This window comes from Endozoicomonas sp. ISHI1 (assembly GCF_024606225.1).
In the GTDB taxonomy this organism is placed as follows: domain Bacteria; phylum Pseudomonadota; class Gammaproteobacteria; order Pseudomonadales; family Endozoicomonadaceae; genus Endozoicomonas_A.
In genome coordinates, this window is sequence record NZ_JAGRPU010000023.1 from 83,863 (window position 1) to 96,963 (window position 13,101).

The window sequence follows — 13,101 nt, forward strand, 5'->3', positions numbered from 1 at the left end:
GCGGCTCTTTTTTTTGAGTGAAATGTTTAGTTTCGGGTTATGGCCGACTCGTGAATGCTCTTGTCATTTCTGAGGGCGTGAAAATAAAGGTTGTTAAATACCTCTGGGTAATCCACACCGGCAAATTCCAGAATTTCAGCGAGCTGTCGTGCAGTGTAACCCTGACTCAGTAAAGTGCTTACGCTCTCCTGAAAATCTTCCCTGGATGTAATGAATGCACGGTAGTAGGGACGACTGGACACATCGATTAATCCGTGCGCATAAGATGGAATCAATTTCAGCATGGCGCTTTGCAGCAGGTTGGGGTCAATCAACTTGCTGGATTCAACTCGGGTCAGGGATTCAGCCTGATGACAAGAGCGACGTTTGGCGGGGTTACTGGAGGGTTGAGGTGTCATTCTCTTGCAGGCCGTAATCTTCTGTTCCAGCTTGGGCATGATTTCGGTGGACTCCAGAAAAGGAGTGATTTGGCCTGACAGGCTTTTCTGACTCCACTCGGCCAGTTTGTCCTGCATACCACTTTTAATACCCAGGAGTGTCTCGGGTCCAAAGCCTTCACGCCCCAGTCTCATCATCCATTGTGCCAACAGAGTCTCGTTTATTTTCTCAACAGTGTGACCCGGCTCTGCCAGCATCTCTTTCAGATAAGTAAGGTAGAGGCTTCTGATTTGAAAGCGATAGCCTTCCGTCACCATCCCACTGGGGCTGCTCAAATAAGCGTCAGCCATCATGCCGTACCGCACTGCAACAGAAACCAGTGGCATGGGAGACTGGTCAGTGAGGTCGGGTTGAATGGCCGACTCAACAGACTGTTCAGCCTTTATGGGTTCAACCGGTTTCAGAGGCTTTTGGTTGGCTTGTATGACAGGAGACAGAAGTAGAAACAGTGGGAATAGATAATTTTTATTCATCAGGTCATCCAGTGATCAGTTGCAGAGTAGCGCTAGATTTGTATCGGCAGAAATGAACATGGATGAGGTTTCTGGAAGTGGTTTTTGTTTTATTGTTTTTTGTGCAAAAAATGAACGAACAATCCTCTGTTTGGTCTACGCTATATCCGGGTTTTATAGAGTATTCAGATTAAATGATGTTGTTAAAAAATTACCATCGAATCGCCGGGATATCACTACTGGCATTGACGCTGCTGCAGGTAGGCTGCGCAGGCAGGGATGCATACCCGGTTGCTGTGCGACAGTACGGGGATATCAATCGCTCCTGTGCGGCTCTGGAAAGTGAAATAGTTTTCATCGAGGAGGAAATAAGAAGGTTGATTCCCAAAACATACAAAACCGGTAAAAACGTAGCGTTGGGTATAGCCGGAGCGTTTGTTTTGGTGCCCTGGTTCTTTATGGACCTCAGTCAGGCAGAGCAAATTGAAATTGATGCTTTGCGTCAGCGATACAATTACCTGCTAAGTCTGGTTCAGGAGAAAAACTGTTCCAACTCCTCAAGGGTACCTATTCCTGAGATAAGCAATTCCGGTGCAAGCCAGCAATAGTTACCTCAGTAAAAATTGCAAATGAAGGTGCAACAAGCGATGAGTCTCCGGGAGTCAGAAAAGTGTCCATCAATCCGATGGAATGACAGAAGGAAATGATGAAGACAATCCGGAGAAAAAATACCCCGGAATTATGAACAGGGATGCTCTAAAGGACTTCCCTGATCCTTTCGATCGAAGCTGTATATATTTTCCTTCAATTTCGCTGAATCAATCAGGCACTGTTTTTCGGAGGGCTTGGTTTGCGGGGTTTTCCGCCGGACTTACCACCACTGCGTTCGGTAGCAAAGCTGACTCGCAAGGGTCTGCCATTTAATTCTTTACCATCCATAGTTAAAGCGGAATTAGCGCTATCACTCTCGGCAAAAGTAATAAAGGCAAAACCTCGGGAGCGGCCCGTTTCCCTGTCGGTTATGACGCGAATTTCATCGATCTCACCGAATTGCTCGAAGGCTTGCTGAAGGTCACTTTCATCACTGCTGAAAGGAAGGTTACCTATAAACAGTTTATTCTGTTGCATGGTAAATAGGTCTCCAAGTATTGATTACCTTGAAACATTTTTATCTCTCTTTTTATTTTGAAGGGAGAGGAAAAACGGTTTCTGTGCTCAAGGCTTTCGGAATCATTTCCTGAATAGGGTCGTTCTGGTGAACCAATCACTCACCGGGTCCGGACAGTCCATAACTGGATATAGTGAGTATCTTTAATACCGTGGCCTGTCTGTTAAGCCACTCATCCAGATTATAACTTCATTGCTCTATGTCAAGCATGAAGTTGAAGCAGGTCACGATTGTGTTATCTTCCACGGAAGCCGGCACAAGAACGGAGACCAAGAGCGTCAAGAGAAGACCACTGAGCAGTGGTTTGTTACTGAATCGGGATTTTTCGGGGCTCGTATTGATGAAAAAACTGGTGCTAAATGGATCAGCCAGGAATCGGGGGCGCATTCATGGCGAGCAGATGCGTGAAGAAATCAGCGAAGTGCTGGATTACTACCGGTCACGTTTTCTTAAAGACAGGGAAAGATTGCAGTCTCATCTTGATCTGCTGATGCAGAAGGTTCTGTCATTCCGGCCTCATTACAAAGAGGAAATGGATGCCATTGCAGAGGCCGCAGGCGTTGAGCCTTTTTGGATCTATTGCATGAATGCCCGCAGTGAGCTGATGTCCTCTCCCATCGAGTGTTCTTCTGTGGCATTCCCCGGGCAGGGGCTGATAGGGCAGAACTGGGACTGGGCTGAAGCACTGGCAGGCCACCTGGCTCTGGCGGATATTGAACTCGAAAACGGTCACCGATTGTTGACCATGACTGAGCCGGGCATGCTGGCCAAAATTGGAATGAACTCTGCGGGGTTGGGTGTCTGTCTGAATATTCTGCCCGCCACTCAAAAACTGACCGGCTTACCTGTTCACATTTTACTAAGGGCGTTGCTGGAATCTCAAAGTCTTCAGGAAGCCCGTTCCCTGATCCGGACGAACGGGGCAGGCAAAGCCAGTCACATCATTGTAGCGGACAAAAATGAAACGATAGCGGTGGAGTTGGCACCTGATGAGCCCTGGTTCCAATCTACGGAACAGGATACTTATCTGCATACCAATCATTACTTTCAGTCAGGTCAGGCTCAACCGACGTCATCAAAGCCTTGCACTGAGACCCGACTCAAAAGACTGCAGGATGAATTACTGTATAATCCTGAACTGAATCTTAAGACTATGAGGCAACTGCTTGATAATAATGAAAAACCTTTCCCGGTTTTGAGGCCCTACAGCTATCACGAACTGACCGGGAATGCAGGCACTCTGGTGACCCTGATGATGGACCTTGGTAAACGACAAATGTTGTTGAGAGAGGGGCATGACCCCGAGCAGGGGTTTGAGAGCTATTGTTTTGGTAGTCTCAATGCTGGGATCATGTGTGAGTAGCATGGTATGTTGAAATAACCATGAGTTGCTCTTTGCAAAGAGCACATATTGATGAGACTGTCAGGAGATTAAACGGGAGTCTAATGTCCGAAACGATCACCAAGAAACGCAAACGAGCCGCCAAAGAAAAGACGGTGCCCAGAGCCATAAGAGGTATCCGTGACTCGGATTCTGGCGAAGAGGTTGTCCAAGCCAGTGCTCTGGTATTGAGATTCAGGGAAGCGGGAATGTTATTCCTGCTGGTGCTGGCTGCCTTTACTGCATTGGCGCTGTTTTCGTACAATCCTACTGATCCCGGCTGGAGTTATGTCGGATATGAAGGAGAAGTGGCAAACAGCACAGGCAAAGCGGGAGCCTGGTTCAGTGATGTCCTGTTTTCCCTGTTCGGTGTTTTCGCCTGGTGGATACCGGTTCTGCTGGTCATTAAAACGGTGCTGGTTTTCCGGTATCGATACAGTGCCTGGCACTGGCAGCCCGGCTGGTTTGTCATGCGCTCACTGGGTTTGCTGCTGGCTCTGGCGACAGGGGCAGCATTAGCCGCTATTCATCTGGAAGGAGCGGGTAAAAGCCTGCCTGCCCGGAGTGGTGGTATTCTGGGTCGCATGATCATGGAACAGTCACTGCCTGTTTTTAATCTGATCGGCAGTACATTGATTTTGCTGGCTATTTTTCTGGTGGGATTCACTCTGTATACCCATCTGTCATGGTTTCAGGTACTGGATGCTATCGGTCGATTGTTAAAGATAGCGTTTGCCAAATTGGGCAAGGGTATTATCGGATTGGCAGAAGTCGTCCGGTCTCGTATCGCCGGATGGAAAGAGCAGCGCGAACTGGATCGTGAGGCTTTTCAGGGGGCAGCACAGCCCGAACCTGCTCAGGAGCCTGCCGACGTTTCCCCCGGAGAGCGCCAGGAGCCTGTGTTGGTTCTCCCGGCCCCGAAGTCAGAGGAACAAGTCGGCAAAATGGCCGTGGCCCGGAATATCGCTGCAGCCGATGAAATGGCCTTCGCCGTCGGAGAGAACGTCGTTGAAATTCCACCGGAAGGTGAACTTCCCGGAGTGGGCTTACTCGACAAAATCCAGGATCATGGCAACGGCGTCAAACAGGAAGAGCTGGACATTGTCTCCCGGCTGTTGGAAGCCAAGCTGGCAGACTTTGCTGTCAAAGCTGAAGTGGTCGCTGTGCATCCGGGCCCGGTGATTACCCGCTATGAGATTCAGCCTGCGCCGGGTGTTAAGGCCAGTAAGATTTCCAATCTGGCAAGGGATCTTGCCCGTTCTTTGGCTGTGGTCAGTGTCCGGGTCGTTGAAGTGATTCCCGGCAAGTCAGTGATGGGCATCGAAATCCCGAACGACGACCGGGAAACCGTATTCTTTGCCGAGTTGATTGCTTCCAGAGCTTATGAAAAAGCAGCATCGCCACTCAGTCTGGCGCTTGGACATGATATTGCCGGTCAGCCGGTGGTGGTGGATCTGGCAAAAATGCCGCACTTGCTGGTGGCGGGTACCACCGGTTCAGGTAAGTCGGTTGGCGTTAATGCCATGCTGCTCTCCATGCTGTTCAAGTCAGGGCCGGAAGACGTTCGTCTTATTATGATTGACCCAAAAATGCTGGAACTGTCGATTTACGACGGTATTCCTCATTTGCTTTCTCCCGTCGTGACCGACATGAAAGAAGCCGCCAATGCCCTGCGCTGGTGTGTGGCGGAAATGGAGCGTCGCTATAAGCTGATGGCGGCCCTGGGGGTAAGAAATATTGCTGGCTATAACAAAAAGGTCAAAGAAGCGAAGGCCGCCGGTAAACCTCTTCGTGATCCATTCTATGAAGCCATGACCCTCGGTGATCTGGCCCCTGAGCTTGAAGCCCTGCCTTTTATTGTGGTGGTGGTGGATGAATTTGCCGACATGATGATGATTGTCGGGAAGAAGGTGGAAGAGCTGATCGCCCGGATTGCCCAGAAAGCCCGTGCTGCGGGTATCCATCTGATACTGGCAACTCAGCGTCCCTCGGTGGATGTCATTACGGGCCTGATCAAGGCTAACGTTCCGACTCGCATTAGTTTCCAGGTGTCCAGTAAAATTGACTCCCGCACCATCATTGATCAGGGCGGGGCAGAGCAATTGCTGGGTCATGGCGACATGCTCTACCTGCCGCCGGGCACCAGTGTTCCTATTCGTATTCATGGTGCTTTTGTCAGCGATGATGAAGTGCACAGAGTGGTAGCCGATTGGAAGAAACGGGGCCAGCCTGATTATGTGGATGCTGTTCTCAGTGGCGCAGAGACGGCTTCTGACGGCAATGCTATCAGTGGTGGGCTGGACGAAGATTCAGAGCAGGATGCCCTCTATGATGAAGCTGTTGCTTTTGTGACTGAAAGCCGCAGGGCATCAATTTCGTCAGTGCAGCGTAAATTAAAGATCGGTTACAACCGTGCTGCCCGTATCATAGAGACGATGGAAGTAGCCGGCGTGGTAAGCCCGGCAGGTCATAATGGTAATCGTGAGGTGATCGCACCACCTCCCGTGAAGGGTTAATGTTGAGTGTTTAAGAAAGTTTTTCAAGTAACTGTAATTACAGCTGTTTTCAGTGTCTCGTTGCAGGTGATGGCCGTCCCGCCGGGTAATGCTCCGGCAACTACCCTGACGGCTCAATCAGTGAAGACAGTGGATGTCAGCAAAGGTCTGAACGACGAGAAAGCCTCTCAGTCTCTGGCAGAAAAGCTGGAGTCCCTGAAAAGTCTGAGCGCTCATTTCCGGCAGGAAGCCGTCTCTTCCGATGGTCGTACCCAGACAGAATCCGGTGAGATGCAGATGAAACGCCCTGATCTTTTTCGCTGGGTAACCAGGGAACCTTTTGAACAGGAAATCGTTGCCCACGGCAACAGAGTGTGGATGGTCGATCGTGAACTCCAGCAAGTGATCATCCAGAAGCAGGATGCGCGCATGGCGAATACGCCAGCCAAACTGCTGACAGGGAATGCCCGTGAGCTGCTGAAACAGTACAACGTTTCTGTCTACAGCAAGGGCCGGAATGAGCAATACACCCTGACACCCAAAGAGGAGTCAGATCTGTTTGAAAAGCTGGATATTGATTTTCGCCAGGGGACGCTGGTCTCCATTGCATTGTCAGATTCTCTGGGTGGCAAGCGCAGGATTCAGTTCTCCAAGGTCAAAGAAAACACACAGTTGAATGACAACTTGTTTGAGGTAAGCCCTCCCAAAGGCTTTGATGTGATTGATGAGACTCGGGGTTAACGGTGTATTCTGCTGGTTTGTTTGATGACGAGTCATCCCGATATGAGCCACTTGCCGCACGCATGAGGCCTCGCAACCTGAGCGAATACCTGGGTCAGGAGCACATTCTGGCCAGGGGCAAGCCTCTGCGTGAAGCCCTGGAGCAGGGTGCTATTCACTCCATGATTTTCTGGGGCCCTCCCGGGGTTGGAAAAACCACTCTGGCCCGGTTGGTGGCCGGTGTCTGCGACGCCCACTTTGAAACGCTTTCAGCAGTGCTCTCCGGTGTCAAAGACATTCGGGCTGCGGTAGCCAGAGCCCGGGATGAGCAGATGGCCCGTCAGCGGAAAACCATTCTGTTTGTGGATGAGGTGCATCGCTTTAACAAGTCCCAGCAGGACGCCTTTTTGCCCCATATTGAGGATGGCACTATCACATTTATCGGTGCGACTACCGAGAACCCTTCCTTTGAGTTGAACAACGCCTTGCTCTCCCGCGCGCGGGTTTATGTGTTAAAACCCCTGACGGACGATGCGCTCAGGGAAGTGCTTCATCAGGCGTTATCAGACGAAAGGGGTTATAAGGACAGTCCTGTTTCCCTTGAGCCTGAAGCTGAGGATATCCTGGTGCGTTATGGCGATGGCGATGCCAGAAGAGTTCTGAATATTCTGGAAGTAGCGGCAGATCTCAGTGAAGATGGACAGGTTAAAGCGGCAACAGTGTCGGAGATTCTGGCTGACAGTGGCCGACGCTTCGACAAGGGCGGTGATGCGTTTTACGATCAGATTTCAGCATTTCACAAATCCGTGCGAGGCTCTGATCCCGATGCCGCACTCTACTGGGCAGCCAGAATGGTGGATGGCGGTGCCGATCCGCTTTATATCATTCGCAGACTGGTAGCGATTGCCAGCGAAGATATTGGTAATGCTGATCCGAGAGCACTGGAAATGACCATGAATGCCTGGCAGGCCTATGAACGGCTGGGCAGCCCGGAAGGTTTGCTGGCGCTGGCCCATGCCACTGTTTATTGTGCCTGTGCTCCGAAGAGTAACGCTGTCTATCTGGCCTGGAAGGCTGCAATGGTCGACGTCAAAGGCAACCCTTCCTTTGACGTACCGAACCATCTCAGAAATGCCCCCACCCAACTGATGGGATCTCTGGGCTATGGGGCTGAATACCGCTATGCCCATGACGAGCCCAATGCCTATGCAGCCGGTGAATGTTATTTTCCAGAGAATATGGAAGCCAGAAAGTACTACCAGCCCAATGATCGCGGGTTGGAAATCAAGATTCGGGAGAAGCTTGAGAAACTGGCGCAATGGAATCAGCAGAGCCCTGTTCGTCGTCGCTAGCAGGCTGCTAACAGGTAACCGCTCTGTAATTCATTTTGCCTGAAAAACCATGAATGCTGCCGGATAGTCTGGCAGCTCTTTCACTATCTGATGTTCCAACAGACGCCACTGGGCCTGCTCACCGATTTCACAGAGCTGCGCAATACTTTCCGGGAAGTCACACTGGCTGACGTGATCCAGAACAATGTTCTGCCAGTCACTTTGCAGTGCCGGGATACTTCTGAAATACTGGCCAACCTTCTCGATGTATTGATCCCGGCTCTGATGATCGAGCCTTATGGCATCAATCAGCACAAACAGGGTGTCGGGTTCGGCCTTATTCCTGAGTTCCGAGAAAAGTGCCTGTTTTTCCGTCAGGGAGCCGTGATGAATGGCGAAGCTGCTGAAGATCAGGTTGTAGGAGCCGTTAACCGGCAGGGGGGCGAAAATGTCACTGAGAAAAAACTCTGCATCGACACCGGGTTGCCTCATGTTCTGTTTGGCCATGGCTAACACAGATTCAGCAAGATCGACCGCAGTGTAGGAGGTCAGTGATAGCTCGCGGGTCATCTCTGCAGCCAGTGATGCATCGCCGCAACCCAGATCGAGCAAATGAACTGCCTGATGACCGAAGTGCTGTCTGAGTTTACGGGTGGCGAGACGCATCAGCTGCTGGTGACCCATGATATTGTTATCGACCAGCCAGCGGTAGCACTGCCATTGCTCATTGAAAATATCGACTTCTGAACGATGTTTCATTGGCTTACCGGGATGTGCTCTGATGATGAAACCAAAGATGGGGTGACCACTATTATTGAAGCAGGTCAGGGGTGTCTGTCCAGTGGGTTGACTTGTTTGTCTTACTGCTAATCCCCTGGAACTCATGGTATCTTGGCGAAAATATAACTCTACAAGTCTGGTTTTGCCTGAGATGGCTTAATTTAAGTCATAAAATTTGACCGAATGATGTCAGAGGCAAGGCTGTGACCAGAAAACAGACAGGAATTATGATGCAAGCTACACACTGGATAGCCATTGCTGCAGGTGGTGCACTGGGAGCCGTTCTGAGGGCATTTGTCTATGAGCTGTTTGTGCTGACCCGTAATCCTCATCTGCATCATTATCCGACTCTGACAGTTAACCTTGTGGGGTCAGTCCTCATGGGTATTTGCTGGTACCTGTTGGCAGAAAAAGCCATGTTGTCACCGACCTGGAAAATCTTTGTGATGACCGGCTTTCTGGGAGCCATGACTACCTTTTCAACCTTCTCTCTGGATCTGATGAGGTTGCTTCAATCTGATCAGTTTCTGACAGCCCTGGCCTATGGGCTTGGCAGTGTGCTCGTTTGCTTGCTGGGCACCTGGCTGGGTTATCAGGGTATCCGCTGGGCACTTTAGAGCCTGAATACAAACTCAACCATTTATCGCTTTTTCTGTACCGGCCAGTCGATTGTCCTAGACTTTTCAATTCTTTAGGGAAAAAAAATTTAAGAAAAAATTCGTTAGTGAAAAGGAGGTATAGGATGTATCTTTTTCGAATTATTGGGTCTGTTTTTATCAGTTTGATACTGGTTTCTTCCTGTTGGAGTAGTGTTGATTCACCCGAGCAGAAAGCCTTCAGGAATGCTGAGCGGAGTGTCAATCGTCTTTATTTTGACTACGTCTTTGCGGAAGAAAACGAGAGACTCTTAAGAGCCATCATGGTTTCTGTACGAAGACTCTATGACCGCTATGAGCTGGATCAGTGGCTGGAAGGTTACTCTGCACCAGGCAATCAGACAGAGGCCCGGCAGCAGCTACTCACCAGGCTGATCCAACAGGCCGCCCGGCATACTGTTGCGGAAATCAGTGGTAATGAGGAGTTGTTTGGCAGTGATCGTTCCATGTTTCATCTCCTGCAGGCACTGAGCAATGCGCCATCCATGCAGGAATCTCTGGATGTTGCTCACTGGTTCCACTTCCGGCCGGTCATGCTTCAGGGTGTCTTGGCTGAAGATCGCATGGACTCAATGGAGGCGCTGATTCAGGAAGCTGTGCAGAACAGTTTCAGAGAGTTTCCATCCAATCGACTTTCACGGGAACAGTTAGCCCGGCAACTCAGTTTTATTCTTTTGGAAATGCAGGAGCGTTTTCTTCGTGGCAAGGCGCTTCGTTCTCTCAGCCACAAGGTAGACCGGCAAAAGCAGAACCCGGAGATTGCCAGAGACCCGGCATTTTCAATCTACCTGTCCATGATGACTAAGGCCTTTAACAATCATCCCACCCTATGGCATACAGACGGCAAACGTCGTCACTATCAGGAAGACCTCTCCGCGCTGTTTATGAAAGCCGCTGATCGTGAAGATTATGGCAATGAGTGGTACCAGCAGATTCGCAGAATTCTGGATGGTGAAAAGCCGGTACCTGTTACATCACCGCCACCCGTTCAGATACCGGTCATGCATTACTCCCCGGATGAAAGTAAAGAGGAAAGCTGGTTTCAATTCATTTTATACAGAGCAATGCTTGGGATGGGCGCTTCGCTTGGCGTGATATCCGCCGGCGTGTTTTGTATGGTGATCTCTCAATATGAAACAGAACCAGCCAGGCAGATGCGGCTGCAGCGGGAGAAGCTGCAAAGAAAGTTAGGCAATGCACTGAACCGACCCGGGCGGAATGATCCGCAGGGAAGGGACTGGAAACCCACCAAATGGGACAGGGAGCAGATCAAAAGAGCTACGGAAGGCTTTGATGAAAAGGTAATTAAAAATGTGTTGATGCAGGCCGGGGTTCTGAATCCTCTTACTTGTAACATGGATTTGGCTGATATCTACATGCAGATATCGCTCACAGAGCTATACAGCCATTTGCGGCAAGAACGCTATATCTGGACAGCAGAAGATGAAAGACGCCGAAGAAGGCAGCAGGAAGAGGAAGAGGAAGAAAGATACTGGGCAGAGACAGAAACGACCCATCAACAAGGCGGAGTGGGGGGGGCATTCGGCGGCTTCACCTACAATTTTTCAAGCAGCGATGGCGGCAGTGGTTCTACCAGCTTTGGTACCTCGACTACAGGAGATGTTCAGAATCGGAGTGCCGACTGGTTCTGAAATTATTCATATGTCTGATTCCGCGCCTGTGGGCCCGGCAGTGTTCCCACCTGCCTGCCGGGCACTTTAGAACCTGAATACAAACTCAACAACTGTTTATCGCTTTCTCTGTCCCTGCCAATTGATTGCCCTATGCTTCCTGAATTTGTTAAGACATTGGAGTGTCGTATGGTTATTTATCGAATTATCTGGTCTGTGCTGATCAGTTTGATGCTGGTGTCTTCCTGTTGGAGCAGTGTTGAGTCAGCTGATCAGAAAGCTGTCAGGAATGCCAGGGACAATATCAACAGACTCTATTTTGATTACGTCTTTGCTGAAGAAAATGAGAGGTTATTAAGGGCCATTATGGTTTCAGTTCGGAGAATCTATGACCGCTACGAGCTGGACCATTGGCTGACAGCTGACTCTGGATCGGGCAACCAGACAGAAGTTCGACAGCAGCTCCTCACCAGACTCGTCCAGCAGGCCACCCGGCATGCTATTGCGAATGTCATGGCCAGCGATGAGCCCGATGGCAGTGATCGTTCCATGTTTCATCTCCTGCAGGCATTGAGCACTGCTCCTGCCATGCACGAATCCCGGGTTGTTGCTCATTGGTCCCAAACCCGGCCTGTGATGCTTCAGGGTGTCGTGGCTGATGATCGAATGGACTCCATGGAGGAGCTGATTCAGGAAGCTGTGCAGAACAGTTTCAGAGAGTTTCCATCCAATCGACTTTCCCGGGAGCAGCTAGCCCGTCAACTCAGTTTTATTCTTCTGGAAATGCAGGAGCGTTTTCTCCGCGGCAAGGCGCTTCGTTCTCTCAGCTTCAAGGTAGACAAGCAAAAACAGAATCCGCAGATTGCCGGAGATCCGGCATTTCATCTTTACCTTTCCTTATTGACTGAAACGTTTAACCGTCATCCCACCCTCTGGCACACAGGCAGCGGTGAACGTCGCCACTATCAGGAAGACCTCTCCGCCCTGTTTATGAAAGCCGCTGATCGTGAAGATTATGGTAAGGAGTGGTACCAGCAGATTCGCAGAATTCTGGACGGTGAAAAGCCGGTGCCTGTGACTCCACCACCGCCTGCTCAGGAAACGGTCAGGTATCACTACGAGGATGACGACGAATACGAAGGCTGGTTTGAACTCACTACCTTTAGAGTGATGCTTGGGATGGGGGCTATGGTTGGCGTGTTTGCTGCCAGCATAGTTTACCAGGTGATCTCTGAACATGAAGCCGAATCGCAAAGGCAGCAATCCCAGCAGGAGGAGGAGCTGAAAAAGCAGTTAGGCAAAAAACTGAACAAACCAGAGCGAAAAGATCCCAAAGGAAGGGACTGGCAACCCGGTATAGAGGACAAGGAGGAGGTCAAGCGCATTATGGAAGGCTTTCCAGAAAAGGTTTGGAAGAATGTAATGATCCAGGCCGGGCTGATGAGTCCTTTATTCTGTAGAATGGATCTGGATGATATCTTAATGCAGTTGCAGCTGTCAGCGCTCTACAGTCATTTGAGGGAAGCGCGTTATATCTGGACAGAAGAAGATGAAATACAGCACAAAAGACAGCAGGAAGAATATGCAAAACGTCATAAAAAGGAGCAGGAAGAGGCGGCTAAAAGAGCCAGAACGGTCACTCATACTTCATCAACAACTCACCAACAAGACGACTGGGGGGGCTTATTCTCCTCCGGTTCAAGCTTGACTTATAATTTTTCAAGCAGCGAAGATGGCAGTGGTTCTACCAGCTTTGGTACAGCAACGACTACTGAAGTTCAGGGTCGGGATGCAGGCTGGAATTGAAGTTATTTGTAAGATTTCACGTTTGAGGGCCTTGCAGTGTTCTCATTTGGCTGCCGGGAACGTCAGGGTTAAAAACAGTTCGCAATAATCTATTATAATCTAAAGCTATCTAATATAATCTCAAGAATGGATAAGAGATTAGTGAAGATAGGTGAGGCAGCTCGTTTACTTGGTACAGACCCAGTAACACTACGAAAATGGGAAAGTACAGGTGAGCTGCTTCCTGCCAGAAAGACCAAAGGC

The 13,101-nt window shown here is 50.0% G+C and carries 12 protein-coding genes; 9 read left to right on the top strand and 3 right to left on the bottom strand.

Annotated elements, in window-relative coordinates; genetic code table 11:
* Positions 1–26 precede the first annotated feature (26 nt).
* Entirely contained in the window at positions 27–911 is an 885-nt protein-coding gene (locus KBW69_RS15100) for a hypothetical protein (RefSeq protein ID WP_257255372.1), read from the bottom strand.
* 173 nt (positions 912–1,084) lie between these two features.
* On the opposite strand from KBW69_RS15100, the gene KBW69_RS15105 reads away from it, so the two are divergent.
* Positions 1,085–1,498 carry a hypothetical protein gene (locus KBW69_RS15105; protein ID WP_257255373.1) on the top strand — a complete coding sequence of 138 codons (414 nt, stop codon included), beginning with the start codon at positions 1,085–1,087 and terminating at the stop codon, positions 1,496–1,498.
* A gap of 214 nt (positions 1,499–1,712) precedes the next feature.
* Here KBW69_RS15105 and KBW69_RS15110 read toward each other — a convergent pair whose 3' ends face one another.
* Positions 1,713–2,018, bottom strand: a complete 306-nt coding sequence (locus tag KBW69_RS15110; protein WP_257255374.1) for an RNA-binding protein — start codon at positions 2,016–2,018, stop codon at positions 1,713–1,715.
* A gap of 380 nt (positions 2,019–2,398) precedes the next feature.
* On the opposite strand from KBW69_RS15110, the gene KBW69_RS15115 reads away from it, so the two are divergent.
* The 4 genes from KBW69_RS15115 (at position 2,399) to KBW69_RS15130 (ending at position 8,006) form a co-directional block, all read left to right on the top strand.
* On the top strand, positions 2,399–3,421 hold the full coding sequence (locus KBW69_RS15115) for a C45 family peptidase (protein ID WP_257281397.1): 1,023 nt from the start codon (positions 2,399–2,401) through the stop codon (positions 3,419–3,421).
* A gap of 83 nt (positions 3,422–3,504) precedes the next feature.
* On the top strand, positions 3,505–5,955 hold the full coding sequence (locus tag KBW69_RS15120; RefSeq protein WP_257281398.1) for a DNA translocase FtsK: 2,451 nt from the start codon (positions 3,505–3,507) through the stop codon (positions 5,953–5,955).
* A 69-nt stretch (positions 5,956–6,024) separates the two neighbouring features.
* Entirely contained in the window at positions 6,025–6,675 is a 651-nt protein-coding gene (gene lolA / locus KBW69_RS15125; protein WP_257255588.1) for an outer membrane lipoprotein chaperone LolA, read from the top strand.
* Between the two features lie 62 nt (positions 6,676–6,737).
* Positions 6,738–8,006: a replication-associated recombination protein A gene (locus KBW69_RS15130; protein WP_257255589.1), complete on the top strand. Its 1,269-nt coding sequence runs from the start codon at positions 6,738–6,740 to the stop codon at positions 8,004–8,006.
* A gap of 30 nt (positions 8,007–8,036) precedes the next feature.
* Here the strand turns inward: KBW69_RS15130 and KBW69_RS15135 are convergent, their stop codons facing one another.
* Positions 8,037–8,744 (bottom strand): class I SAM-dependent methyltransferase, encoded by a 708-nt coding sequence (locus KBW69_RS15135; protein WP_257281399.1) that lies wholly within the window; start codon positions 8,742–8,744, stop codon positions 8,037–8,039.
* Between the two features lie 248 nt (positions 8,745–8,992).
* Here KBW69_RS15135 and crcB point away from each other — a divergent pair, with 248 nt between their 5' ends.
* From crcB to KBW69_RS23835, 4 genes are all read left to right on the top strand, one after another.
* Positions 8,993–9,382 (top strand): fluoride efflux transporter CrcB, encoded by a 390-nt coding sequence (gene crcB, locus KBW69_RS15140; protein ID WP_257281400.1) that lies wholly within the window; start codon positions 8,993–8,995, stop codon positions 9,380–9,382.
* Between the two features lie 125 nt (positions 9,383–9,507).
* Positions 9,508–11,073: a hypothetical protein gene (locus KBW69_RS15145; RefSeq protein ID WP_257281401.1), complete on the top strand. Its 1,566-nt coding sequence runs from the start codon at positions 9,508–9,510 to the stop codon at positions 11,071–11,073.
* A 168-nt stretch (positions 11,074–11,241) separates the two neighbouring features.
* Complete coding sequence (locus KBW69_RS15150) at positions 11,242–12,858, top strand: hypothetical protein (RefSeq protein ID WP_257281402.1); 1,617 nt, start codon at positions 11,242–11,244, stop codon at positions 12,856–12,858.
* Positions 12,859–12,984: 126 nt separating this feature from the next.
* The coding region (locus KBW69_RS23835) for a MerR family DNA-binding transcriptional regulator (RefSeq protein ID WP_373690703.1) at positions 12,985–13,101 on the top strand (117 nt) is incomplete at its 3' end.